The sequence below is a fragment of the Streptomyces sp. Ag82_O1-12 genome (assembly GCF_900182715.1).
Taxonomy (GTDB): domain Bacteria; phylum Actinomycetota; class Actinomycetes; order Streptomycetales; family Streptomycetaceae; genus Streptomyces; species Streptomyces massasporeus.
Genome location: NZ_FXUW01000001.1, coordinates 255,174 through 278,015, shown reverse-complemented (window position 1 = coordinate 278,015; position 22,842 = coordinate 255,174). Strand labels below are relative to the sequence as shown.

Annotated in this window: 25 protein-coding genes; 12 read left to right on the top strand and 13 right to left on the bottom strand. The window is 73.4% G+C overall.

All coding sequences use genetic code 11. From position 1 onward, the window contains the following. Positions 1–139 precede the first annotated feature (139 nt). Positions 140–1,633, top strand: a complete 1,494-nt coding sequence (locus QOL88_RS01375) for a helix-turn-helix domain-containing protein (RefSeq protein ID WP_097214693.1) — start codon at positions 140–142, stop codon at positions 1,631–1,633. 231 nt (positions 1,634–1,864) lie between these two features. Here QOL88_RS01375 and QOL88_RS01370 read toward each other — a convergent pair whose 3' ends face one another. The 7 genes from QOL88_RS01370 to QOL88_RS01340 all read right to left on the bottom strand — a co-directional run bounded on the left by QOL88_RS01370 (position 1,865) and on the right by QOL88_RS01340 (position 8,420). Continuing rightward, complete coding sequence (locus QOL88_RS01370) at positions 1,865–3,091, bottom strand: cytochrome P450 family protein (RefSeq protein WP_097214692.1); 1,227 nt, start codon at positions 3,089–3,091, stop codon at positions 1,865–1,867. After that, a complete protein-coding gene (locus tag QOL88_RS01365) occupies positions 3,088–4,326 on the bottom strand; it encodes a cytochrome P450 family protein (RefSeq protein ID WP_097214691.1) in 1,239 nt (412 codons plus the stop codon). Before QOL88_RS01365 ends, QOL88_RS01370 begins: the two co-directional genes overlap by 4 nt. Next, positions 4,323–4,949, bottom strand: coding sequence for a GTP-binding protein (locus QOL88_RS01360; protein WP_097214690.1), 627 nt, complete (start codon positions 4,947–4,949; stop codon positions 4,323–4,325). Before QOL88_RS01360 ends, QOL88_RS01365 begins: the two co-directional genes overlap by 4 nt. Further along, positions 4,921–5,283: a DUF742 domain-containing protein gene (locus QOL88_RS01355; RefSeq protein WP_097214689.1), complete on the bottom strand. Its 363-nt coding sequence runs from the start codon at positions 5,281–5,283 to the stop codon at positions 4,921–4,923. Before QOL88_RS01355 ends, QOL88_RS01360 begins: the two co-directional genes overlap by 29 nt. Next, entirely contained in the window at positions 5,280–5,702 is a 423-nt protein-coding gene (locus QOL88_RS01350) for a roadblock/LC7 domain-containing protein (RefSeq protein WP_097214688.1), read from the bottom strand. Before QOL88_RS01350 ends, QOL88_RS01355 begins: the two co-directional genes overlap by 4 nt. Then, a complete protein-coding gene (locus QOL88_RS01345; protein WP_097214687.1) occupies positions 5,699–7,492 on the bottom strand; it encodes an ATP-binding protein in 1,794 nt (597 codons plus the stop codon). The genes QOL88_RS01350 and QOL88_RS01345 overlap by 4 nt, the downstream gene beginning before the upstream one ends. A 313-nt stretch (positions 7,493–7,805) precedes the next feature. Continuing rightward, complete coding sequence (locus QOL88_RS01340) at positions 7,806–8,420, bottom strand: hypothetical protein (RefSeq protein ID WP_097214686.1); 615 nt, start codon at positions 8,418–8,420, stop codon at positions 7,806–7,808. 95 nt (positions 8,421–8,515) lie between these two features. On the opposite strand from QOL88_RS01340, the gene QOL88_RS01335 reads away from it, so the two are divergent. Together QOL88_RS01335 and QOL88_RS01330 are read left to right on the top strand one after the other, a co-directional pair. Further along, positions 8,516–8,665, top strand: coding sequence for a hypothetical protein (locus tag QOL88_RS01335; RefSeq protein ID WP_306456165.1), 150 nt, complete (start codon positions 8,516–8,518; stop codon positions 8,663–8,665). Positions 8,666–9,088: 423 nt separating this feature from the next. Beyond that, positions 9,089–10,747: a catalase gene (locus QOL88_RS01330; RefSeq protein ID WP_097214685.1), complete on the top strand. Its 1,659-nt coding sequence runs from the start codon at positions 9,089–9,091 to the stop codon at positions 10,745–10,747. Positions 10,748–10,751: 4 nt separating this feature from the next. Here QOL88_RS01330 and QOL88_RS01325 read toward each other — a convergent pair whose 3' ends face one another. Further along, positions 10,752–11,606, bottom strand: a complete 855-nt coding sequence (locus QOL88_RS01325) for a fructosamine kinase family protein (RefSeq protein WP_097214684.1) — start codon at positions 11,604–11,606, stop codon at positions 10,752–10,754. 52 nt (positions 11,607–11,658) lie between these two features. Further along, positions 11,659–12,114 (bottom strand): hypothetical protein, encoded by a 456-nt coding sequence (locus QOL88_RS01320; RefSeq protein WP_097214683.1) that lies wholly within the window; start codon positions 12,112–12,114, stop codon positions 11,659–11,661. A 215-nt stretch (positions 12,115–12,329) separates the two neighbouring features. Between QOL88_RS01320 and QOL88_RS01315 the strand changes: the two genes are divergently transcribed. Then, entirely contained in the window at positions 12,330–12,653 is a 324-nt protein-coding gene (locus QOL88_RS01315) for a hypothetical protein (protein ID WP_097214682.1), read from the top strand. A gap of 15 nt (positions 12,654–12,668) precedes the next feature. Here the strand turns inward: QOL88_RS01315 and QOL88_RS01310 are convergent, their stop codons facing one another. Both QOL88_RS01310 and QOL88_RS01305 read right to left on the bottom strand, forming a co-directional pair. After that, entirely contained in the window at positions 12,669–13,202 is a 534-nt protein-coding gene (locus tag QOL88_RS01310; RefSeq protein ID WP_097214681.1) for a hypothetical protein, read from the bottom strand. Beyond that, positions 13,199–13,831, bottom strand: a complete 633-nt coding sequence (locus tag QOL88_RS01305; RefSeq protein ID WP_097214680.1) for a hypothetical protein — start codon at positions 13,829–13,831, stop codon at positions 13,199–13,201. The genes QOL88_RS01310 and QOL88_RS01305 overlap by 4 nt, the downstream gene beginning before the upstream one ends. 410 nt (positions 13,832–14,241) lie before the next feature. On the opposite strand from QOL88_RS01305, the gene QOL88_RS01300 reads away from it, so the two are divergent. The 3 genes from QOL88_RS01300 to QOL88_RS01290 all read left to right on the top strand — a co-directional run bounded on the left by QOL88_RS01300 (position 14,242) and on the right by QOL88_RS01290 (position 17,232). Continuing rightward, a complete protein-coding gene (locus tag QOL88_RS01300; protein WP_097214679.1) occupies positions 14,242–14,769 on the top strand; it encodes a hypothetical protein in 528 nt (175 codons plus the stop codon). Between the two features lie 207 nt (positions 14,770–14,976). Continuing rightward, positions 14,977–15,942 carry an NAD-dependent epimerase/dehydratase family protein gene (locus QOL88_RS01295; protein ID WP_097214678.1) on the top strand — a complete coding sequence of 322 codons (966 nt, stop codon included), beginning with the start codon at positions 14,977–14,979 and terminating at the stop codon, positions 15,940–15,942. 216 nt (positions 15,943–16,158) lie between these two features. Further along, positions 16,159–17,232 (top strand): glycosyltransferase family 2 protein, encoded by a 1,074-nt coding sequence (locus QOL88_RS01290; protein ID WP_097214677.1) that lies wholly within the window; start codon positions 16,159–16,161, stop codon positions 17,230–17,232. Between the two features lie 194 nt (positions 17,233–17,426). On the opposite strand, the gene QOL88_RS01285 is transcribed toward QOL88_RS01290, so the two are convergent. Both QOL88_RS01285 and QOL88_RS01280 read right to left on the bottom strand, forming a co-directional pair. Further along, positions 17,427–17,990, bottom strand: coding sequence for a hemerythrin domain-containing protein (locus QOL88_RS01285; RefSeq protein ID WP_097214676.1), 564 nt, complete (start codon positions 17,988–17,990; stop codon positions 17,427–17,429). An 86-nt stretch (positions 17,991–18,076) separates the two neighbouring features. Further along, positions 18,077–18,610 (bottom strand): DoxX family protein, encoded by a 534-nt coding sequence (locus QOL88_RS01280; RefSeq protein ID WP_097214675.1) that lies wholly within the window; start codon positions 18,608–18,610, stop codon positions 18,077–18,079. Positions 18,611–19,001: 391 nt separating this feature from the next. Here QOL88_RS01280 and QOL88_RS01275 point away from each other — a divergent pair, with 391 nt between their 5' ends. The 5 genes from QOL88_RS01275 to QOL88_RS01255 are packed head-to-tail and all read left to right on the top strand — an operon-like array spanning position 19,002 to position 22,827. Continuing rightward, positions 19,002–19,190 (top strand): hypothetical protein, encoded by a 189-nt coding sequence (locus QOL88_RS01275; RefSeq protein WP_030853640.1) that lies wholly within the window; start codon positions 19,002–19,004, stop codon positions 19,188–19,190. A 16-nt stretch (positions 19,191–19,206) separates the two neighbouring features. Next, positions 19,207–19,908 carry a hypothetical protein gene (locus tag QOL88_RS01270; RefSeq protein ID WP_097214674.1) on the top strand — a complete coding sequence of 234 codons (702 nt, stop codon included), beginning with the start codon at positions 19,207–19,209 and terminating at the stop codon, positions 19,906–19,908. Further along, positions 19,905–20,816 (top strand): DUF6895 family protein, encoded by a 912-nt coding sequence (locus tag QOL88_RS01265; protein WP_257027369.1) that lies wholly within the window; start codon positions 19,905–19,907, stop codon positions 20,814–20,816. The genes QOL88_RS01270 and QOL88_RS01265 overlap by 4 nt, the downstream gene beginning before the upstream one ends. After that, positions 20,813–21,730 carry a DUF6895 family protein gene (locus QOL88_RS01260; protein WP_097214673.1) on the top strand — a complete coding sequence of 306 codons (918 nt, stop codon included), beginning with the start codon at positions 20,813–20,815 and terminating at the stop codon, positions 21,728–21,730. Before QOL88_RS01265 ends, QOL88_RS01260 begins: the two co-directional genes overlap by 4 nt. Beyond that, on the top strand, positions 21,727–22,827 hold the full coding sequence (locus tag QOL88_RS01255) for a serine hydrolase domain-containing protein (protein ID WP_097214672.1): 1,101 nt from the start codon (positions 21,727–21,729) through the stop codon (positions 22,825–22,827). Before QOL88_RS01260 ends, QOL88_RS01255 begins: the two co-directional genes overlap by 4 nt. Positions 22,828–22,842 lie beyond the last annotated feature (15 nt).

The following is a 22,842-nucleotide window of genomic DNA, read 5'->3' as shown; positions in this document are numbered from 1 at the left end:
GTGCGGGTCGCCGGCGCAGGAGGGGGCCGGGCCGGGGACGCTGGCCCCCTGCGTTCGGCCGGGGGGAGACCCAGGGACGTGAGGTAACGTCCCCGACCGGTGCGCCGGAGGCGGCGCGAGGAGCGAGGGGAAGGCCGAGGTGACAGGCCGAGAGGACGACAACCGGCAGCGGGAGACGCAGGCCGGCACGGATCCGGCATGGGCGGAGGAACTGCTCGAGCACCTGCGTCCGGCAGGGCGCGACATCCGCAGGGTCGTCGCCTGGCTCGCCGGCACCGTGGGCGCGACCGTGGCCCTGCAGGACGCCGCCGGGAACCTCGTCGCCGGACACCGGCTGCCCCTGGACGAGGACCTGGTCACGCACATCACCGCCGGCCGGCTCGCCTCCGCGGCCTGGGAGAGCCGGGAGCGCCACCTGCGTCTGGTCAGGGTGGAGCACCCGTCCCACACCTGCGTGCTGGCCGTCTCCCGGCAGGACCCCTTCGACCGGCGTGCCTCCGAGGTCGTCACGCACACCGCCCAGGTGATCGAGCTGCTCCTGACGGCGGGCGAGTCGACCGCGGCCGGGCACCGGCTGCGCCGGGCCACCGCCGACCTGCGCCTGGCGATCCTGCAACTGCTGATGGTCGAGGACACCATCGCGGCCCGCCGCGTCGCCGCCGGACTCTGGCCCGGGCTCCTCGACGCCGAGACGGCGTGCGTGTACGTCGTCGAGTCCGCTCCCGCCGAACGCGACCGCGTCGCCGAGGAGTGCCTGGACAGCACCCGGGAGGACGCCCTGGTCGTGCGCTGCCCCGCCATGGACGGACACGTGATCGTCGTCAGCCCCCGGGAGGCCACCGGGGACGCCCTGCGGTCCCTGGTGGGACGGCACCCGGACCTCTTCCTCGGCGGCAGCGTCCGGCAGAGCCTCGCCCGGACCGCCACCGCCTACGGACAGGCCGTCAGCGCCCTGGCCGTCGCGCACTTCCGGCCCGACAAGACGGCCGTCTACGCCGAGCGCACCCACCCCGAGCGCCTCATGGACCCGGTGGCGCTGCGCGGCTGGACGTCCCGGGTGCTGCGCCCGCTCGACACCCTGCCGCACCACACCCGCGCCGAACTCCTCGCCACCAACCGGCTCGGCCTGGAGTTCACCGCCGTCAACGCCGCCAAGGTCCTCGGAGTCAGCCGCAACACCGTCCGCGCCCGCATGGAACGCGTCGAGACCCTGCTCGGCACCGACTTCGCCGACCTCACGGTCCGGGCGGTCGTCCACCTGGCCCTCAACACCCAGATCGGCCTGACCGACGCACGCTTCGACGCAGGCAGCGACGACCCGGGACTGCGGCTCGCCGACCTGCTGTCCGGCCCCGGCGTCCGCACGTGGGCGCGGGACCTGCTGAGCCGGCTGGACGCCGACGCCAGGAACCCGCGCCGGACGCTGCGCACCTGGATCGCCGCCGGCGGAAACGCCGAACGGGCCGCGCAGGCCCTCGGTGTGCACGCCCAGACCGTGCGCGAACACGTCCGCAGCGCCGAACCCCTCCTGGAGCGCCAGCTGCTCGCCGCGGGCACCGATCTCTACGAGGTCGTGCTCGCACACCTGGCCGTGGGCGACCTCGACGTGCCGGATTTCCGGCGTCCCGCGTGAGACTGATGTGCCTCTCGGGCAACCCGTTGGCCTGGTCCGGCGGGACGAAACCGGGGCCATCCGGACTCAGCTGTGCACGGTTGAGCCCTGCTGAGCGTGTAGCGGGCATCGACACGGTTCACAAGGGCTCGGCCATGGACGTAAGTTCAACTACCGCGGGGGCACGACCGGAACGGGGGACCGGTCGCGCTCCCGTGCGCCGCCCTGCGAGGCGGCGTGCCCCCGGTGGCGTCAGCCCCGCAGCCGCACCGGGATCTCCTGCCAGCCGAACGCGATGAACGACGGCACCTGCCGCAGGCCGCCGTCCCCCTCGGCCAGGCGCAGACCGGGGAACCGTTCGAACAGGGCGGGCAGCGCGGTGAGGGCCTCCAGCCGGGCCAGCGGTGCCCCGATGCAGCGGTGGACGCCGATCCCGAACGACAGATGGTCGTCGGCGGCGCGCGCGGCATCGAACCGGTCGGCGTCCGGCCCGTAGTGCTCGGGGTCGAGTCCGGCGGCGGCGTAGGTGGTGATGATGGCGTCGCCCGCCGGGATCGTGACGTCCCCGACGGTCAGGTCGGTGACGGCGAACCGCAGCGGCAGCGACGCGATGGACGGGTGGGCGCGCAGCGTCTCGTCCACGACGGCGTCCCAGCCGATCTTCCCGGCGCGTACGGCGGCCAGCTGCTCGGGGTGACGCAGCAGGGCCACGATCGCGTTGCCGATGAGGTTCACGGTGGTCTCGAACCCGGCGCCGATCACCAGCAGCAGCGTGTACAGCAGCTCCTCGTCGCTCAGCCGGTCGCCGTCCTCGTCGCGGACCCGGATCAGCTCGGTCGTGATGTCGTCCCCGGGGTGCTCGGCCCGGTGGGCGATCAGCGCGGGCAGCACCGTCCCGATCTGCCGTTGCACGGACGCCGCGTGTTCCGGGCTCGGGTCGGTGGTGTCCATGATGGCCGCGATGAGCCGGCCGGTGTCCTCCCACAACGCGTCCGGCACGCCCATCAGTTCGCAGATCATCCGCATCGGCAGCGGATGGGCGAGGGCCGCCTTCACGTCGACGACCTCGCCGTCGGCCGACTCCAGCGAGGCCAGCAGCTCCGCCGTGATCGCCTCCACCCGGGGCCGCATCGCCTCGGTGCGCCGGTGCGTGAAGCTGGGCGCGACCAGCTTGCGCAGCCGGGTGTGGTCCGGGCCGTAGGTGGAGAGCATGTTGACCACGCCGACCCAGCCGAGGATCCAGCCCCAGGAGGGGTGTTCGCCGATCTCGGGCCACAGCCGCCAGTGCAGCCGCGGGTCCCTGCTGACCCGGGGGTCGAGGATGAGCTCCTTCAGCGTGCCGTAGCGCGTGGGCGCCCAGGCGGGGATGCCGCCGGGCAGCTCCACGGGCACGAGCGGGCCGAAGGTGCGCAGCCGGGCACTCTCGGCGGCGATGTCGGCGCCGAACGGGTCCAGAGCGATGCGGTCGGTGACGGTCACGGTCGTCCTCCTGGCTGATCGGGGGAGCGGGGGCTGAAACGGACGGGCAGCGCCGTCAGCGAGCGGTGGAACGGACCGGGCCGCCACGTCAGGCGCTCGCGGGGCAGCACGGGGTCGAGGTCGGGCAGCCACTGGGTGAGCCGTTCGATCGCCTCGGTGGCGATGAGCAGCGTGTGCTGCTTGACCGGACAGGCGTGCGGGCCCGCCGACCAGGACAGGTGCGAGGCGTCGGACGGGTGCCGGTCCGCGCCGCGCTCCCGCTCGGCGGCCTGGGCGAGCGCCCCGTAGGAGATCACCACCGGCACCGCGGCCCTGATCCACACGCCGTGGAAGGTGACGGGCGTACGGGCGTAGTGGATGCCGTAGTTGGCGAGCGGCGTCTCGTGGTGCAGGACCTCCAGCACCGCGTCCGTCACGGGGCGGGCGCCGCTGGTCAGCGTCGAGTAGTAGGCCGGGTTGCCGAGGATCCGGGAGAGCGCGTTGGACACCAGGTTGGCTGTCGGTTCGTGCCCCGCGCCGAGGGTGAGGAACACCTGCCAGGTGACCTCCTCGGGGGTCAGCCCCGCCGGATGGTCCAGCAGCCAGCTCGGCAGGTCGTCGCCCCGCTGCTCGCTCTTGGCGGCGATCAGCTCCAGCACGTACCCGCCGAACTCGGCCTCGCCCCGGGCGGCCTGGGCGCCGCCCTCGATCAGCTTGCCCAGGGCGGCGTCGAGCCGGTCGCTCGCGCTGTCCGGCAGCCCGAACAGGCTGTTGAACACCAGCGCCATCAGTGGCCGGGTGAAGTCGCCCACCAGGTCGGCCTCGCCGCGCGGCCCGATCCGGCTCACCAGCAGGTGCACCGCCCGGTGCACCCTGGCCCGCAGATCCTGCGGTTCCACCAGGTCGAAGGCGTCGATCAGCGAGGTGCGGTAGCGCAGGTGGGCGCCGCCGTCCGCGAACAGGGTGTTGGGCCGCCAGCGCATCATGCCGAGCACCGGCGAGTCGTCGGGGACGGTCGCCTCCCACGGCCGGGGATCGTGCGAGAACGTCTCCGTGTCGTGCAGCAGCTCCAGCGCCGCCCGCCGGTCGGTGACGACGTACGCCGGGACACCGGGGGCGAGTTCCGCCCAGCCGACCGGGCCGTGGGCGCGCAGGGCGGCGTAGTAGGGGTGGGGGTCGCGGGCGAAGCCGTCCTCCCACAGGCGGACGGGCGCCGTGAGGGAGAAGGCCTGCTCGGCGGGGGACGGGTGGGTCACCGGGGCTCCGGGGGGTGGTGGTCGATCAGGTGCTGCACCAGCGCGAGCAGGGCGTCGATCGAGGAGTCCGCCTCCCGCGCGTCGCAGGTCACCATCGGGGTCGTGGGCTCCAGGTCGAGGGCGGCGCGCAACTGCTCGGGCGTGTGGTGGCGGGGCGCGTCCGGGAAGGTGTTGAAGGCGACCGCGTACGGCAGTCCGGTCTCCTCCACCAGCCCCAGCACGTCGAACGAGGCGTCGATCCGGCGGGCGTCCACCAGGACGAGCGCGCCGAGCGCCCCGTAGGCGATGTCGTCCCACAGCGACCGGAACCGCTCCTGGCCGGGCGTGCCGAAGAGGTACAGCACGACGTCGCCCGGCAGGCTGATCCGGCCGAAGTCGATGGCGACCGTGGTGGTCGACTTGTCCCGTACGCCGGCGAGATCGTCGACCTGCGCGGACGCCTCGGTGAGCTGCTCCTCCGTGTGCAGCGGGCGGATCTCGGAGACCGAGCGGATCAGGGTGGTCTTGCCCACCCCGAACGGCCCGGTGACCAGGATCTTCACCAAGTCCTGGGCGGTGTCGGGCAGGTGGATGTCCGTGGCGCCGGGAAGGTCGTCAACGGTGCTTGAGGTCGCGGAGGCCATCGGCCACTCTCTTCAGCAGGTCGGGGTCGAAGCGCCGGGCGGGCGGGATCGGCGCGCGGGCCAGTACCAGGTCGCGGTCGAGGAGGTCTGCGGCCAGCACGAGCACCGCGGAGACCGGCAGCCGCAGCAGGGCCGCGGCCTCCTGCACCGTCAGCGACCCGTGCTCCAGCTCCTCCAGCAGGGCCGCCTGGGCGGCGGGCAGGTCCGCGGGGGCCTGTTCACCGCTGCCGGTGAGGACCGACAGCCGCTCCAGATGGGCACGGGTCGGCCGCGCCACGCCGCCGGTCGACAGGTACGCGGGAACCAGGGGACGGCCGCCTCGGCGGCCGGTCATGCCGGCGTGTCGCCGTCGGCACCTCGGGGCCCGGCGGCCATGGCCTTCTCGCCCAGCCGCGCCACCTGCGAGTGCACCCGGTGGGCGAGCAGGTCGAGCCGCACCTCGGGGTCACCGTAGGCGGCGACGCAGGTGCCGTGGTCCGTCGGCACGATGAGCACATAGCCGTGCTCCGACTCGATGACGACCTGCCGGATGCCGGCCCGGTCGGTGTCGGCGAACGCGGCCGCCGCGGTACGGCAGGCACCCTGCACGGTGCTGGTGATGGCCGCGACCCGCTCGGCCGACGGCCGCGACAGCGCGTCGGTGTAACCGGTGACGAGCCCGTCCCGGGTGAGCAGGACGGCGGCCACGACGTGCGGCACCTCCAGGACCGGTTCGAGCACCCATGCCGTGTCCCCCGCTGCGCGGCTGGTCATCGAGCCGTTCCCCCTTCGTGGTCGTTGCTGTCGGTGTCCTCGGACGCCCCGTCGGCCGTGGTCGCGGCCGGGGCACCGTCAGATACGGCTGGAACGGCTGTGGTGTTCGGCCCGGCGGCGGTACGCGCCGCGGCGGTGCCGGACTGGAGGGCGCCGAGGGCGGCGGCGGACTCCTCGGGGCGGCGGGGACGGCGCGGTGGTGCAGCTTCGGCCGCGGGGCGGCGAGGTGCCGCTTCGGCGGCGGAACGGCCAGGTGCCGCGGATCCGGCGGCGGGACGGCCAGGTGCCGCGGGTTCGGCGGCGGCAGGGCCGCTCGGGGTCGTGGCGCGGCCGCGGCGACGCCGCTGAGGGAGGCCGCCGCTCTCCCGCGGGCCGTGGTGACCGGGGACCGGGGTGTCGTCGCCGGCGTCCTGCTCCGAGCCGTAGCCGTGATCGTGCTCGTGGCTCGCGGTGGTGGCGGTGGTGGCGGTGGTGGCGGGGAGCGGTTCGGGAGTCCCGGGCTCGGCGGCCGGCTGGGAGCCGTCGGGCTCGGCGGCCGGGGCGGATTCGAGCCCGTGCGGCGGGGGGACGGATTCGGGCTCGTGCGGCGGGGCGACGGATTCGGGCCCGTGTGGTGGGGCGGCGGGGACGGACCGGGGCGCGGGGGGCGTCCCGGGCAGGCCGTCAGCCGAACCCTCCGGTGTGCCGGAACCGCTTCCCGAGCCCCGCACCGCCGCCTTGCGGGTCGAACGCGGGGCGCTGGCCGCCGGGGGCAGCTCCGCGGGGTCGATGCGCGTCAGCAGGTGACTGTCGACCCGCAGCACCGCCCGCACCCCGCCGTACGGCGACGGGGACGACACGTCCACGGACAGATCGAACTGCCGGGTCAGCTGGCCGATGGCCGCGAGCCCCATGCGCGGCGGATCACCGAGCTCGGTCAGCAGGATCGGATCCGAACCGGCGACCATCCGCTGGGCCCGGGCCCGCTCGTCCTGCGTCATGCCCAGACCGGCGTCGTCCACGGTGACACAGACACCGTGGTGGACCGCCTCGAGATTGACCACGACGTCCGTGTCGGGCGCGGAGTGCCGCAGCGCGTTGTCGAGGAGCTCGGCGACGATGATGGCGACCGGCTCGACGGCGTGGGAGACCAGGGCCGTACCGGAGTCCAGGTGGTTGGCGACCCGGACGCGCCGGTAGCCCGCGAGCCGGGCCTGGCCACCCGTGACCGCGTCCACCAGGTGGGATTCCTCCCGGGCGAGCCCCACCCAGGCCCCGCACACCACGGCGGCGATCTGCGCGCGCCGCAACGACTGCTCGTTCTCGTGGTCCAGCTCGAACAGCGTCTGCGCCAACTCGGGATCGTCGTAACGCTGTTGCAGCCCGCGCAGGGCGTCCTGCAGCCGGTACAGGGCAGCCTGGATCTCCCGGGTGGCCCCGCGCATCCCGGCCTGCGCCGCCGCGTCGATCCGGGTGCGCTGCGCGGCCAACTCGGCGTGCAGCCCGTTCAGGACCTGTTCCAGGGCGAAACCCAGGGGCGAACCGGCCAGTTGCGGGTTCAGCGGGCCCGGCACGGTGACATGGGAATGTGCGGCCTGCCGGGCCGCGGCGGGCAGCCGCCGCGCCGCCAGATGCTCGACCTCGGAAGTGAACGTCCGTGATGTGCCGTCGAGTTGCGCCCGCAGCGCGGTCGTCTTGGCGCGCTGCGCGGCCAGTTGCCGTCGTGAGCGCAGCAGCCCGCCGCCGAGGGCGAACGCGGACAGTGTGCCGAGGGCGAGGGCGCCGACGGCCAGGTCCGGTACTTCGATCATCGAGTCGATTCCAGGAGGGAGTCGGGCAGGGCTGGGTCCGAGGGGCTCTGGCGAGCCACCCGCAGCACAGTACACACCGTCATCGACCGGTCTCGCACGGTGGAGTGCCACTTCATTCCGAAACTGATCGGTGTCTGTGGGCTTCCGAGGCAACTGTCTGAATTGCCGTACAGAAGGGGGGAGTTGGTGGTGCGTGTGGTTCTGACCGGCCGGCCCGGCATCGTGACGGGGCGGTCGTCGAGCTGCATCCAGGACGCGGAGCGCGCCAAGCCCGGAACCCGGCAGGGCCCGGGCCTGCCTCTGTCTCAGAGTCTCAGAGCCGGAAGACCCCGCCGACCCGCCCGGCGAGTTCGTCCGCCGTCATCGTGCCGTCCACGGTGATGGCGGGCAGTGCCCGGCGTGCGGTCTCCTCGCGCAGTCGCCGTGTGAACAGGGCGTCCCGTACGGCGAGATTGCGATCGGCCCGCGCGGGATCACTGGTCCGCCGCGTGAACCGACCCTCCGGTGTGGCGCGGCTGGTGAACGCGAACTGGCGGAATTCCGGGGTGGGAAGCAACCAGACGGCGTGTCCGGGGCCGGGGAGCAGCGGCTCCACGAGGTGCGGCAGCAGACGGAACCCCTCGACGACGACGGGCGTCCCCGCCGGCATGCGTGCGAGATCCTCGACGATCAGACCGAAAGCCTCGCCCCGGAACCAGTGGAACGTCTCGAGCATGGTCTCGGGCGACCGGTCGACCCAGCGTTCGTCCATGTCCATGGCCATGAACGCATGGAGGAACGGCGCATCATCGGCGGTGGCCCGGCGCGCGTGATCGGCCATCACGTCGTCGGTCGAGTAGACACGCCAGCCGTGCCGGTCGGCCAGGCGGCGGGCGATCGTGGACTTGCCCGCGCCGCTCCCGCCGCCGATCCAGTAGACGTGCCGCATGCCTCTCCTCCTCCGTGGCCGCCGCCGGCTGTCAGTGCCGGATGTCACGATGCCGAGAACTCACCATCTCATCCCCGTGCGAGGAGGAGCTGATCGTGCGCAGGCCGGTCGAGGGAGAGGTTCATGTGCACTACGGCCAGATCTACGTCGAGAGCTCCCCGGATTATCACGGGCCGGACCTCGCGGAGGCGTTCGCCGGGCAGAGGGCCGGGTTGTGCGGGGCGGCGACACCGGGCTTTCTCTGACGCGGACCGCACCGTCGGCCGGGCCGTCCCGCCCGAACGGCCGCCCTACTCCGCACTCATGTCCGGGTCGTTCCAGAGGGCGGCACCGTTCGTGGTGGGCCCCGCGGCGGCCTTCGAGGAGCCGCGAGACCCGTCGCTGTTGGGCATCCGTTTCCCATGCCCGGCCAACGCATCGGGAACGCGGGGACGGGGCCGGTCAGCAGCGCTTCCCGCGGCAGGAGCAGGGGCGCAGGCCCCATGCGTGACGGAGCGTAGCGGCGGTGCCGGCTCCGGCTCGGGGAGGCACCGCCGTCCGACGAGGTCCGTGGCACGTGAGTGACTCCGCCTCTCCGGGTACCCGGCCCGTCCCGCCAGGACCGGCCGGGCGCCGCTCGCGGCACCGACCCGGCAGGCCGCGGCCACGAGCCTAAGGAGCCCACACACATGACGGACGTATCCGGCACCGGCCCCGCACCGGGCGACGACCGCGAGGTACTCACCAACCGCCAGGGCCATCCGGTCCACGACAACCAGAACCAGCGCACCGTCGGCGCCCGCGGCCCGGCCACGCTGGAGAACTACCAGTTCCTCGAGAAGATCAGCCACTTCGACCGGGAACGCATCCCCGAGCGTGTCGTGCACGCCCGCGGCGTCCTGGCCTACGGCCACTTCGAGGCCTACGGCACCTGGGGCGACGAACCGATCAGCCGCTACACCCGGGCCAAGCTGTTCCAGGAGCGGGGCAAACGCACGGACGTCGCCGTACGCTTCTCCACCGTGATCGGCGGCCGCGACTCCTCGGAGGCCGCCCGCGACCCGCGTGGTTTCGCCGTGAAGTTCTACACCGAGGACGGCAACTGGGACCTGGTCGGCAACAACCTGGCCGTCTTCTTCATCCGCGACGCCATCAAGTTCCCGGACGTCATCCACGCCCTCAAGCCGGACCCGGTGACCTTCGAGCAGCAGCCGGGCCGCATCTTCGACTTCATGTCGCAGACGCCCGAGGCCATGCACATGCTGGTCAACCTGTTCAGCCCGCGCGGCATCCCCGCCGACTACCGCCACATGCAGGGCTTCGGCGTCAACACGTACAAGTGGGTGAACGCCGAGGGCGAGACCAAGCTGGTCAAGTACCACTGGATGCCCAAGCAGGGCGTGCGCAGCATGACCGAGGAGGACGCGGCCAACGTCCAGGCCGACACCCTCGGCCACGCCACCAAGGACCTGTACGAGGCCGTCGCCCGCGGTGACCACCCGGAATGGGAGCTGCTCGTCCAGATGATGGACGACCACGACCACCCCGAGCTCGACTTCGACCCGCTGGACGACACCAAGACCTGGCCCGAGCAGGACTTCCCGCCGCGGCCGGTGGGCCGGATGGTGCTCGACCGGATGCCGAAGGACTTCTTCGCCGAGAACGAGCAGATCTCCTTCGGCACCGGCGTCCTCGTCGACGGCCTGGACTTCTCCGACGACAAGATGCTCGTCGGCCGGACGTTCTCCTACAGCGACACCCAGCGCTACCGAGTCGGCCCGAACTACCTCCAGCTCCCGGTCAACCAGGCCAAGAACGCGAAGGTGCACACCAACCAGCGCGACGGCCAGATGGCCTACCACGTGGACGGCGGAGGCGAGAACCCCCAGGTCAACTACGAGCCGTCCATCACCGGTGGCCTGCGCGAGGCCCGCTACCCGACCCACGACGAGCAGGGCCCCGAGATCCACGGCCGGCTGACCCGCAAGCGCATCCCCCGCACCAACGACTACCTCCAGGCCGGTCAGCGCTACCAGCTGCTGGAGGACTGGGAGCGCGACGACCTGGTGAAGAACTTCATCGGTCAACTGTCCTCGTGCGACCGGGCGATCCAGGAGCGCATGGTCTGGCACTTCCTGCTGGTCGACAACGACCTCGGCCTGCGGGTCGGGGAGGGGCTGGGCATCGGACCGGAGGACGTGGCCTCGCTGGAGCCGCTGGCGAGCCAGGACCTCACGGACGACGACCGCGAACGCCTGGCCGACCTGGGCAGGAACAAGCCGCGCGACGTCGAGGGCCTCACCATGACCCACTGCGTCCCCGACACACGGCACGTCGTGACCCGCTGACCGCTCACCCCGCCAGAGCCGTACGGGCCACCGCGAGGGCCTGTTCCGCGTAGCCCCGGCCGAACAGCACGGCGTGCACCAGCAGCGGAAACAGCTGGTGCACGCCGACGCGCTCCGTCCAGCCACCGGCGAGCGGCGCCTCCTCCTGGTAGCCGTCCAGCACCTGCTCCAGATGCGGACAGCCGAAGAGACGCAGCATCGCCAGATCGGTCTCGCGATGCCCGCCGTGCGCTGCCGGGTCGATCAGCCACACCTGTCCGTCGGCCGCCCACAGCACGTTGCCGCTCCACAGATCGCCGTGCAGCCGCGCGGGCGGCTCGGCGGGCCCCGCCAGCCCCGGAAGCCGCTCGCACAGACGCTCCACGACGGTCGCTTCACCGGCCCGGACGGTGCCCTGGTCGACCGCCCGCCGCAGATAGGGCAGCACACGCTGCTCGGCGTACCAGCGCGGCCAGTCGGCCGCGGGCTCGTTGCGCATCGGCGCGAGACCGATGAACGCGTCCACCGGCCCGTCCGGCGGCGGCGCGCCGAACGCGGGCGCCCCGGCGGCGTGCAGCGCGGCGAGGTCACGGCCGAACCGCACCGCCGCCTCCGGGCCCGGCCGCCCCCGCGGAACCCGGTCGATGACGAGCCAGCCCTCCTCGTGACCGTGCACCGCCGGCACCCGCACGCTTCCCGCGGCGGCCAGCCAGCGCAGCCCCGCCGCCTCGGCCCGCGCCGCCCCCGGCGCGTCGGACCGCTTGACGACCACGACCTGCCCGTCGTCGAGGGTGACTTCGGCGAGAGCCCCCGACAGCGGACTCTCGTCCCTGACGGCCCGGCCGGTGTGCCGGGCCACGACCTCCGCACGGGCGGCCATACGTACTCCCTTTCAGCGCCCCGACCGGCACCCAGAGTACGACGACGGCTGCTCAGCCCTCGGACCCGCAATCCACGTCGAGCAACTGGATCGGGCGCGTGGCGTCGAGGTCGACGTACGCGGTGAAGTCGACCTTGTCGGAGCCGCCGTTCCAGTACGTGCTGACCGTTGCCCAGCCGACCCGCGCCGACTGGGCCGTGGTGACCGGGCCGATGTCGATGGACGCCGGGATGTTCTGCGCGCACAGCAGGACGTCGAACTCCGGGTTGTCGGCGACCTTCTCCTTGAGCTGCGGCGAGATGCCGTACTTGCGGGCGAAGTCGCCGGGGCCCTGCTCCCCGTAGAAGTCCTCCAGGAACGTGTGGATCTCCTGCGCGGTGTAGCGGTCGTTGATGTCGGTGGCCGACGCGGCGGCGGCGGGAACCGCGGCGGCCGCGATGCCGAGGGCGGCGACACAGCCGACGGCGACGACACTCCAGCGGTTCGGGCGCGAGGCGTTGCGGAACATTCTGGATACCCCCGTTGTGGTCACTTCTCCGTGCTCCCCGGGCCGTTCGCCCGGCGAGCCGATCGCAGGAGTAGACCTCTCGCCCCCGGCACTCGTTGCACCGCCCCCGAGGGCTGTTGCGATTCCCGGACATTCGCCACGCGCCGGTCACGCGGGGCGGTGAAATCCCGCCGCCGACCGACAGAACCGGCCACCGCCGGGGAAGCACTGGGGTCATGACGAGTTCACCGTTCCAGCGCACCATCGCCCTGCCCGCCCCTGTGTGCGAACAGGCCGCACAGCATCTGGAGCAGGCCGCGAACCGGGCCATCGACGGCGTCGCGATTCCCCTCGAGGCGTTCCGCTCGGCCGCCGACAACGACTTCACCCTGCCCGTGTCGGTCGTCGAGCAGGCGGCGGCCTGTCTGCTGGTCCTCGCCACCGAGACCGCCCAGACCGTCCGTCCGTCCGCCCTGCGCGCCACCATCAGCGTCGCGCTGCGGCTGCGCGACGCGGTGCAACTGGCCCATCAGCCCGCGCTCAGCAGCAGGTTCTGGTGAGCCGGGGCCGGTCTCTCAGGCTCCGCGGAAGGCGACCTCGACCTGCTTGTGGCGCAGCCCCTCCAGCGTGGCGTGCTGCCGCCGGGCGCGTTCGATGAGGTCGTCGAGCTGTCGCGGGTCGAGACGGGTGTCCGTGGCGGCCAGATCGCGGAGCGTCTCCCAGCCCGCCAGCTTGCCCTCCACCCCCAGCGCCAGCGCCTCCAGCTCCCACAGCGTGCTCAGCGGGGACCGCCGTACCAGGCTGCCGTTGCTCTTCAGCCGCCCCACCTGCTCGGCGGCGCGGCCCGCGTAGACCTTGTAGCGGCGCACCGGCACGTCCAGGCGCCGCATGATGTGCAGCAGGCTCGTCCGGTCCTCGGCGATCTCGGCGGCGACCGGGGCCAGCGCGTCGGCGAGCGGGGTGCCCTCGCACGACCGCAGCAGGTAGCGCACCCGGGCGGTCCCGGCGGTGGCGCCGGCGAGATGGTCGTTGAGGTAGATGCCCAGCAGGGACATGTCGGTGGCCGGGGCACGCCGGGCGTCCGGGGAATCCGCTCGCTGTTCCGTCATGACGCAGCTCCTGTCGTACTCCGGTCCTGTCCCACGGCCACCGTCGTGGTGACCCGTACGAGGCAGGGACGGCGGGGTGTCGAGCCGGACCCGAAGCGCACCGGGGGCTCGACCGGGGTGAGGGCGCCGAGGTCGTCGCCCTGGTAGGTGACGGTGGCCGAGGTGACCGGGTGCAGATCCCGGGCGCCGTACCACTGGTGCCGTCCGGTCCGGGCACTGGCGTGGGTGTGCGCTCCCAGCAGCAGCCGGGCGGGCCGGTCCCACAGCGCGATCCAGCCCGGGCGGGTGGCGAGCGGGCCCGGGACCGCCCGCAGCGCCAGGCCCGGCAGGCTCCGGCGGCCGGTCCCGAACCGCAGGTGGAGCGGCGGGGCGGTGACGGTCCAGTGGCGGCGGCCGGCGACCCGCACCTCGACCGGTACGACCCGCACCTCGTCGAAGACATAGGTGCCGGCGACGAAGTCGGCCGTCTCACGCGTCGGCGCCAGCAGCAGCCGGCGTCCGTCGGCCTTTTCGACCATCACGTCGCTGAACGGCCCGAACGGCGAACGCGGCCAGTGGCCGAGCACCACGCGCGCGCCGGACGCCGTGCCGATCCCGGCGATCCAGCCGTCGAAACGCAGCGCCCGCATCGGCGACGGGTGGTCTGCACGCGGGGCCGGACCTGCGGATTCGGGTCGGTGAGAGAACACGCGGGCCGGGTGCCCGGCGCCCCTGCGGCGAAACGGACGCCGACGCTGCGCGCGGCGTCCCGAGGGTCGGGGGGCCTCCCACTCGGCGGCGCGGGTCGGTCCGGGTGCCACTGCTCGGGTGACATCGGCGCGGCGGGGGAGTGGCTGTCCCTTGGAGCTTCGGCGGACGAGGCCGAGTGGCGCCGTTCCTCCGCTGACCCGCCTATCGGTCCGGGGGGGGGCGTTCTCGCGCCGTCGGTGATGTGGTCGAGGCCACGTCCTGGACGAGGTCCCGATCACGTCCGGGGACGACAAACGGCGGTTACCGTCTACGACCAGATCCCCGCCCCCTTCCCTCGGACGGCCCGGCTGTGCAAGCAGATCTCTCCCCTGTCATCGCGGCGACCGCCCAGTGGCTGACCCGCGCCTTCCCCGCCTCCGGCGGCGCGCTGGCCTCGGCCTTGTGCGAGGTCCAAGCCCGGCAGGCCGTGACCGTCGCGGCCTGGCTCAGGTACCCGACGGCGATGGACGCCGCCCTGCTCGGCGTGTCGGGCCCCGGCGGTTCCGGGCGGCTCGACTGGGTCACCGGCGCCGACGCGGCCCTCGGCGACGACACGGACGCACACGCCTGGCGCACCTGGGTGGACGAGGTCGTGGCCAGCTGGGCCGCCTGCCTGCTCACCGACCCGGAACTGGCGGCCCGGGCCGTCGCCGCCCTCGCCGACGGCAGCCACAGCACCGGCACACGAACCGAGTTCCGCCGGCTCGTCGCCCCCGACGACAGCGACCGGAACGCCGCCGCCCTGCTGCGCCACCCCGACCTGCTCGCCCCCGTCGCCGACCTGCACCAGGCCCAGCTCCTCGACCGGTTGAACCCGGGCCGCGCGCTGATCGCCTGACGCACACCGCGCGGCCACACCCGACCCGATCGGACCTCCCCAGCCACCGTCTCTCACCCTCCGTGACTCACCGGTTTGCCCTACGCGACCGTGCCGTGCCCGCACGGTGGGCGGAGGCTGAGCGTGGCTCGACGGCCCTCCGGCCCGTGTGCGCGGCCCGAGGCGCGGCCGTCGTGCCGCGCCGCCGCCGACGGAGGAGAGACCGACATGACCACTGCCCTCTCGCGGAACTGGGAACACGCCGTCGTCACCGGCGGCGCCGGGTTCGTCGGCTCCCACCTGTGCGCCGCCCTGCTGGGCGCGGGCACGGCCGTCACCTGTGTGGACGACTTCAGCAGCGGCCGGCCCGAGAACATCTCGCCGCTGCTCGAACAGCCCGGGTTCACGCTCGTCCAGGCCGACGTCGCCGAGAGCCTTCGGATCAAACAGCCGCCGGACCTCGTCCTGCACTTCGCCTCACCCGAGTCCCCGGCGGACTACCTGCGCCTGCCGCTGCACACCCTGGAGACCGGCAGCACCGGCACTCACAACGCGCTCGACCTCGCGCACTCCTCCGGCGCCCGCTTCATCCTCGCCTCGACCTCCGGGGTCTACGGCGACCCGGGGCAGAACCCCCAGGACGAGCGCTACTGGGGCAACGTCAACCCGGTCGGCCCGCGCAGTGTCCACGACGAGGCCAAGCGCTTCGGCGAGGCGCTGACCACCGCCCACGCCGACGCCCGGGGCACCGACACCTGCATCGTGCGGCTGTTCACCACCTACGGCCCCCGGATGCGCGGCCACGACGGACGCGCGGTGCCGACCTTCGTACGGCAGGCCCTCGCCGGCGAGCCGCTCACCGTGACCGGTGACGGCCGCCAGACCCGGTCGCTGTGCTACGTCGACGACGCCGTGCGCGGCATCCTGGCCGCCGCCGCCCACGGCATGCGCGGCCCCGTCAACATCGGCAACCCGACCGAACTCACCATGCTCGACCTGGCACGCCTGGTCGTCGAACTCGCCGAGTCCTCCTCGGAGATCCGCTACATCGACCGCCCGGTGGACGACCCGGTCGTGTGCTGCCCGGACATCACACTGGCCCGCGACAAGCTCGGCTGGGACCCGCAGGTGCGTGCCGAGGAGGGGCTGCGGCGCACGATCGCCTGGTTCCGCGAGGCCGGTACCGAGGACTGACCGTCCGGGCGCCCCGCACCGCCCCGACGGTGTGCCTCCCGACCCGCCGCCCCGCCGCCACGCCCGGGCGTCTCCCGACCGCCGAAAGGCCCGCATCCCCATGCCCTTCCCCGGAACCAGCGCCCGCTTCCACCAGCCCGCCGACATCCTGGTGACCGACGGGCCGCCCGTCGGTCACCTGCTCGGCTTCCGATCCGACGACGCCGGAGTCCCGCGATGACCCGACCCCACGCCGTGGCCCGAGACGTCGCGTACGCCGTCGTGGTCCCCACCCTCGGCGGTCCCGCCCTGGGAGTCTGCCTGCACGCCCTCGCCGAGGCGACCGGGCCCGGCCCGGTCCGGGTGGTGCTCGTCGACGACCGGCCCGAAGCGGCCCGGACGCCCCTCACCGCCGCCGTCCCGCCGTCGCTGCGCGAGCGCACCGTCATCGTGCCCGGCGGGGCGCGCGGACCCGCCGCCGCACGCAACCTCGGCTGGCGGGCCGCCGGTGACGTGCCCTGGATCGTCTTCCTCGAAGACGACGTCGTCCCCGGCCCCACCTGGGGCGACGACCTCATCCTGGACCTGGCCGCGGCGACCGGGCGCACCGCCGGGAGCACCGCCCGCATCGACGTGCCCCTGCCCGCCGACCGGCGCCCCACGGACTGGGAACGCGACACGGCCGGACTCGCCGGTGCCCGCTGGATCACCGCCGACACGGCGTACCGCCGCGCCGCGCTGGTGGCCACCGGGGGATTCGACGAACGCTTCGGGCAGGCCTTCCGGGAGGACGCCGACCTGGCCCTGCGCATGCTCGACGCCGGCTGGACGCTCACCGGCGGCCGGCGCACCACCACCCACCCCGTGCGGGAGGCCGGGCGCTGGATCTCCGTCCGGCTCCAGGCCGGCAACGCCGACGACGTACTGATGACCCGGCTGCACGGCCGGCACTGGTGGCGCCGGGCGGAGACCCCACGCGGGCGCCTGCCCCTGCATCTGGCGGTGACCGGAGCGGGGGTGACGGCCCTCGGCTGCGCCCTGCTCGGCCGGCCCCGGGCCGCCACGGCCTGCGCCGCCCTGTGGCTGGCCGGCACCACCGAGTTCGCCCTCGCCCGCATCACGCCCGGACCGGGCACCCGCGACGAGGTGCTCACCATGACGGTCACCAGCGCCCTCGTCCCGCCCGTCGCGACCTGGCACTGGCTGCGCGGATGGCTTGTACACCGCAGGGCCCGGCCGCACACCCCGTTCCAGAGCACCGAGCCGGCGCCCGCGCCCCGCCCGGCGGTCAGGGAACCGCTGCGGTCATGACACCGACGCTCGGGTCTTCGCCCACGAGCGGTCGTGGCGATGCGGACGCGCTCGGGGCCGGTGACTCCCGGCCACACGCCCACGACGTCCCCCGTCGCACGACCACGACGTCCCCCGGTGACCGGCCTCACGCACACAACAGCGGGGCCCGTCGCCCGGAGGGGTGACGGGCCCCGCACAGCGCGGTGACCGGCCTACTCGAACTTGCCCCGGCCGCTCAGCGCGTCACGCAGCCGGTCCACCATCCCGGTGCCCGGAGCAAGGAGCTTGTTCGCCGGAGGCTTGTCGGGGGTCGCCGGGTGCGGCCGGGTCGGAGCGGTCTTCTTCGCCTTGCGCACCTTGTCGCCCAGCTCGTTGAGCGTGTCCATCGGACAGGCCTGCCGCAGCCGCGGAAAGAGGTTGCCCTCCTCGTCGGCGATGTGCGAGCGGATCTCGCTCATCAGCATGCCCATCAGCCGGTCGAAGTCGGCGTCGCCCGCGTCACAGCCCTCAAGATCCTTCATGATCTGCTCGGCCGTGGCGTGGTCCTTGAGCTCCTGGTCGGCGAGGGCGTCCCCACCCGCCACGTGCTCGCGTACGGCCGGGTAGAGGTAGGCCTCCTCGGCCACCGAGTGCCGTACGAGCTCCATCGTGACCTGGTCGGCGTACACCTTGCGGTCCTGGTGGCCGGACGGCAGGGCCTCGATCCTGCCGAACATCTCCTCGACCTCGCGGTGATCGGTCACCAGCTCGTCGATGACGTTTCCTCCGTGTCCCATGTCCTTCACCTCCAGCGCTCGGGTCCCCCCGGCCCCAGGGGGTTAACGTGCGGTCCCGCCGGTCCGGCCGGTGCCGTACCGGAGGTTCAGGCAGGGAGCTTGGCCCGGACCCACCCGGCCGCGGCGGCCGGCCGCGCGGTGGCGCGCACGGAACGGCGCACCAGACCGGCGTCGCGCCGCACACCGCGGGCCGCGTGCGTGCCGCGCCACGCCACCGAGGGGCGGGCACCGGTGTCGTCGGCCGTGATCAGCAGCCCGCCGAGCATGGACAGGTTCTTGAAGAAGTGGATGCGCTGCTGTGCCCGCTCCTCGGGGTCCTCCACCTCCCAGAAGCGGTGCCCCGCCAGCGTCGTGGGCACCAGCGTGGCGGCGATGGCCAGCGCGGCCGGGCGCGGCATACGCCCCGTGGCCAGCATCAGCCCCGCGACGACCTGTACGGCGCCGCTGAGCCGTACGACCTGCTCGGTGCGGTCCGGCAGGGCCGGGATGCGCTCGGTGACGGGTTGGACGACAGGCTCGGCGGCGTCGGCGACCTGTTTCGGGTCGCGGACGGAGTTCATGCCGCCCGTAAGGAACATCGAGGCCAGCATGGGGCGGCCGAGCACACGCAACAGACTCATGGCCCTCTCCAGGGAGTCGGTGGGTACAGCGATCGACGGGTTCCCCAGCCGGAGCCGAACCAGTCACCCCGTACGGGTGCCGTACCCGCGCCTCGTCGCGCAGCTCCCCGGACAGCTGCGTTCTTCGCCCCGGCCGAGCACGTGTGCCCACCGAGCGGGCCGCGGCCGGATCGCGGCGGAGACGACCAACCCCTACCCGCCCGGCGGGCAGATGCCGGACGCGGCCGACTCCACCGTGCGCTCCCTGCGGGGCGTGGGCACGGGGAGCGAACACATGTGCGTGAGATGTTGAAGAAGTTATTTAAGTGAATTCTGAGAAAGTTGGCATGCTTTGTCCGATTCCGGTGATCCGGAAGGTGAAGGTACTCACGCAGCTCAAGGAGATGGTGCTATGCCTTCCAAGGAAAAGGTCATCGAGGAACTGACCGGCGTTCCGAGTGTCGACATCGAGGCGGCGCTCGACCCGACCGAACTCGACGGTGTCTACCGCGACAGCCGCGAGTGCGCAGCACTGGCACTGTCCTCCGGGGCAACCAAGCTGCTGCTGTCGCCGCCGACCCCGCGCCCGAAGAAGGGCTAGTCGACGGGAGTAGTCAATGGAGCAGTCTGGCACTTCGACCCTCTTGCAGGGCGCGGTGCAGGACCTCGCCTCCAGTGTGGTCTCCGCCCTCCGGGGCGGAGACCACGCGCGAGCGGCCGCCCCCGGGCCGGTCGACGTGGAGGAGGGAGGCCTCGCACTCGCGGCCGTCCGCGTGCTGGGAGCCGACGCGATGCTGCCGGCCGTCCTGCTGGGCACCCCGCCCGACCCGGACGAACTCGCCGTGTTCCGCAAGTCCGTGGAGTCCTTCCCGCCCCGCGCCGACGCGGCGCCCACCGTGCTGTGGAGCCACTGGGCCATGGCGCGCACCCTGCGCCGGCTCGACCCGCCGTCCGCCGCCGGAACCGCCGACGGCACGGAACCCGGCGCCGAGTGGCTCGACGACGCGAGCTGGCAGGTCCTGACCCATCAACTGGCGGTGCTGGCCCCCCTCGCCCTGCCCGGCGAGGACAGCGCCGTGGCCCGCGCGGCCCAAGGGCGCCCCGTGGACGTCGCCCGGGGCTTCGTACGGGCGGTGCGCCGCAGGGACTGGCGGCAGGCCGCCGGCGCGGGCCGCTGGCTGACCCTGCTGCACGGCGTCCCCGGCACGCTGGGACTTCAAGCGGGCCTGGACTTCGTGGAACTGATGGGCGGCCACGACCCGCTCGTCGCACTCCAGGTGCGGGCGGCGCGCCACCTGCGCACCGGAGCGCCGGTGTGACGACGACACAGGCCACGGAGATACGTCAGGTGGCGCGGGCCGCGCTGGCCTGGGCGTCCACGCACCGCGCGGACTTCGCCCTCGGCGAGGACGCGCTGGCCGCCGACGGCCAGGTCAACAGCAGCTGGAAGCCGCTCGGTGAACTGGCCCAGGTCTGCGCGAGCGTCACCCGGCACACGCCTCCCGCCGATCCCCTGCACACCTGCGCCCGCGACCTGCTGGCCTTCGCCTGGCGGCAGACCGGCGAGGGTGAGCTGTTCCTGCTGCTGCAACGGCTGGAGCCCTTCGCCACCTACCCGCTGGAGGTCTACGCCGCCCTGGCCGCGGCCGGATTCCGGCACCCCGTCTACGAGGCCGCCACCGCCACGGTCGCCCGCACCCGCGGCTGGCAGCTCACCGAGCAGGAACCGACCCGCCGCCTGGGCGTCCTCAAGGCCGAGGAACGGGGCGGCGTCCACCGGGACTGCTCCGGCGAGCAGGTGCTGCGCCGCACCTGGCTGGGCGGCCTGCCGGAACCCTGGACCTTCGAACGGTCCGCCGGCTACGCGCTCACCCACGTTGTCTTCCACCTCACCGACTGGGGCCGTGCCCCGCAGGGCTTCCCCTCCGAGCTGACCGCCTACCTCGCCGACTGGCTGCCGCCCTGGCTCGACACCTGCCTGGACGCGCGGATGTGGGACCTCTCCTGCGAGCTGCTCGCCGTGGCCGCGAGCGTGCCCGGCCTGCCGGACGACGCCGTACCGGCCGATGCCTGGGGCCGGATCGCGGCGGCACAGGACGCGACCGGCGCGCTCCCCGAGGAGGGGGACGCGGGCGACCCGGAGGCCTACTTCGCGCACCACTACCACTCCACCCTCATGGCGGCCTTCGCGGCGGCGCTCACCGCTGGACAAGGAGCACCGGTATGACCGACACCCGCCTGATCCACACCGTCGGAGTGGACGCCATCGAGTGGCTGTGGGCCCACCGGGACGGATTCCGCCTGGAACCCGACGTGGACCCCGAGATCGGCTTCCTGGAGCGCTTCAAGCCCGTCGGTGAACTGGCTTTGATCTGCAAGGTGCTGTTCCGCGAGGGAGTGGCCGGCTCACGCCAGGCACAGCTCGCACGCCAACTGCTCGACCACGCCTGGCGCGAGACCCTCGACGGCGGCACGATGCTGGTCCGCGGGCAGCGGACGGAACCCATCTCACCCATCCCGTTCGAGGTGTACCTCCCCTTCAGGGAATTGGGATACAGCCAGCCCGACGTCGAGCGGGCCGCGGTGCTGAACCACCGGCTGGACAGCTGGATCGGGTTCGAGACGACCCCGACCCGGCGGCTCGGCCTCTCCGCGTTCCAGCGCCGCTACGGCCTCACACCCCGCCCGCCCGAGGCCGACCTCGTGGGCGCGACCTGGCTGGCCCGCACCCCGGAACCCTGGACCGTCGAGGGCCACATCGCCTACGACGTCACCCACACCGTCTTCCACCTCACCGACTGGGGCGAGAACCCGGACGGCCTGCCGCCGGACATCGCCGACTACCTCGCCACCTGGCTGCCGGTCTGGATCGACGACTGGCTGGACCTGGAGCGCTGGGACCTGCTCGGCGAACTCCTCGTGGTCGACGCCTGCCTGCCCCGCCCCACCCTGGACGAACGAGCCTGGCAGGCCTTCGCCGCCGCACAGCAGCCCGACGGAGCGATGCCGGCGATCCGCACGATGCCCGAGGGCACACCCGACGAGGTGTTCGACATCGTCTACCACCCGACGCTGGTCGCCGCCTTCGCCTCGGTCCTGGCCACGTCCCGGGCCTTGTCCGGACTGGCCCACGCGTCATGACGACCCGTCCGCTGCCCCCGTGGCCGGGCGAACCCGGACCGCTCGACACCGAGGACACGATCCCGACCCCGGCCGTCGCACCCGCCGAAGTCCCCCCGGACGACCGGCTGCTCGCGGACGCCGTCACCGCGTCCGACGCCCCCGACGTCGTCTTCGCCCTCTCGCGCCACGGCCACCGCACCATCCGCAGCGGCGGCACCGCACCGCCCCCGCCGCTGCCCCGCGAAGACCTGCGCTACGAGATCGGCTCGGCCACCAAGACGTTCACCGGCCTGCTCCTGGCCCGGCTGATCCACGCCGGCGCGCTGTCCGGAGGCGAACCGGCCACCGCCCTCCTGGACGGCGGACGACCCGCCGGCGCGACCCCGGTGACGCTCGCCCACCTGATCACCCACACCTCCGGACTGCCCGCCCTCCCGGCCGGCTTCTTCCTCCGGGGCCTGCCCGCCTGGCACACCAACCCCTACGCCCGCTTCCCCGCCTCCCGCGTCGTCGACGCCTACCTGCGCCACCGCCAGCGGCACCGCCCCGGCACCCGCTGGCGCTACTCCAACTACGGCGTCGCCGTCCTCGGACACGCCCTGGCCGCCGCGACCGGCACCCCCTGGGAGGACCTCGTCACCGACGGGGTGCTGCGCCCGCTCGGCCTCGACGGCACGACCCTGCGCGCGGACGACTCGGGACTCGACGCCGTCGGGCACGGCAGGGACGGCGAGACGCCCGTGCCCCCCTTCGACGCGGGCGGCTTCCAGGCGGCCGGCGCCGTGCGCGCCACGCCGTACGACCTGCTCACCTTCCTGGAGGCGCATCTGTACCCGGGCGAGGCACGACCGGAACTCGCGCCCGCCCTGCGCGCGGTGCGCCGCCCCGTGCTGCGCAGAGGTCTGACGCACCGGCACGTGCACACCGTCGCCTGGTTCCGTCACCCCACCGACGGCGGACCGCTGTACTTCCACAGCGGCGCGACCCTGGGCCAGCAGGCGTTCCTCGGTTTCCGCCCCGACACCGGCACCGCACTGGCCGCCGTCTGCACCCGCCGCTTCCGCGCCCACGACCCGTTCGTCGCCACCGCGTACGCGTTGCTGGCCGGGGAGTGACCGGGCCCGCCCGGC

Coding starts and splice junctions, on each gene's coding strand:
- QOL88_RS01360 (WP_097214690.1), bottom strand. CDS start 4,949: ATGGCCTCCGCGACCTCAAGCACCGTTGACGACCTTCCCGGCGCCACG.
- QOL88_RS01355 (WP_097214689.1), bottom strand. CDS start 5,283: ATGACCGGCCGCCGAGGCGGCCGTCCCCTGGTTCCCGCGTACCTGTCG.
- QOL88_RS01350 (WP_097214688.1), bottom strand. CDS start 5,702: ATGACCAGCCGCGCAGCGGGGGACACGGCATGGGTGCTCGAACCGGTC.
- QOL88_RS01345 (WP_097214687.1), bottom strand. CDS start 7,492: ATGATCGAAGTACCGGACCTGGCCGTCGGCGCCCTCGCCCTCGGCACA.
- QOL88_RS01340 (WP_097214686.1), bottom strand. CDS start 8,420: ATGCGGCACGTCTACTGGATCGGCGGCGGGAGCGGCGCGGGCAAGTCC.
- QOL88_RS01330 (WP_097214685.1), top strand. CDS start 9,089: ATGACGGACGTATCCGGCACCGGCCCCGCACCGGGCGACGACCGCGAG.
- QOL88_RS01325 (WP_097214684.1), bottom strand. CDS start 11,606: ATGGCCGCCCGTGCGGAGGTCGTGGCCCGGCACACCGGCCGGGCCGTC.
- QOL88_RS01320 (WP_097214683.1), bottom strand. CDS start 12,114: ATGTTCCGCAACGCCTCGCGCCCGAACCGCTGGAGTGTCGTCGCCGTC.
- QOL88_RS01315 (WP_097214682.1), top strand. CDS start 12,330: ATGACGAGTTCACCGTTCCAGCGCACCATCGCCCTGCCCGCCCCTGTG.
- QOL88_RS01310 (WP_097214681.1), bottom strand. CDS start 13,202: ATGACGGAACAGCGAGCGGATTCCCCGGACGCCCGGCGTGCCCCGGCC.
- QOL88_RS01305 (WP_097214680.1), bottom strand. CDS start 13,831: ATGCGGGCGCTGCGTTTCGACGGCTGGATCGCCGGGATCGGCACGGCG.
- QOL88_RS01295 (WP_097214678.1), top strand. CDS start 14,977: ATGACCACTGCCCTCTCGCGGAACTGGGAACACGCCGTCGTCACCGGC.
- QOL88_RS01290 (WP_097214677.1), top strand. CDS start 16,159: ATGACCCGACCCCACGCCGTGGCCCGAGACGTCGCGTACGCCGTCGTG.
- QOL88_RS01285 (WP_097214676.1), bottom strand. CDS start 17,990: ATGGGACACGGAGGAAACGTCATCGACGAGCTGGTGACCGATCACCGC.
- QOL88_RS01280 (WP_097214675.1), bottom strand. CDS start 18,610: ATGAGTCTGTTGCGTGTGCTCGGCCGCCCCATGCTGGCCTCGATGTTC.
- QOL88_RS01275 (WP_030853640.1), top strand. CDS start 19,002: ATGCCTTCCAAGGAAAAGGTCATCGAGGAACTGACCGGCGTTCCGAGT.
- QOL88_RS01270 (WP_097214674.1), top strand. CDS start 19,207: ATGGAGCAGTCTGGCACTTCGACCCTCTTGCAGGGCGCGGTGCAGGAC.
- QOL88_RS01260 (WP_097214673.1), top strand. CDS start 20,813: ATGACCGACACCCGCCTGATCCACACCGTCGGAGTGGACGCCATCGAG.
- QOL88_RS01255 (WP_097214672.1), top strand. CDS start 21,727: ATGACGACCCGTCCGCTGCCCCCGTGGCCGGGCGAACCCGGACCGCTC.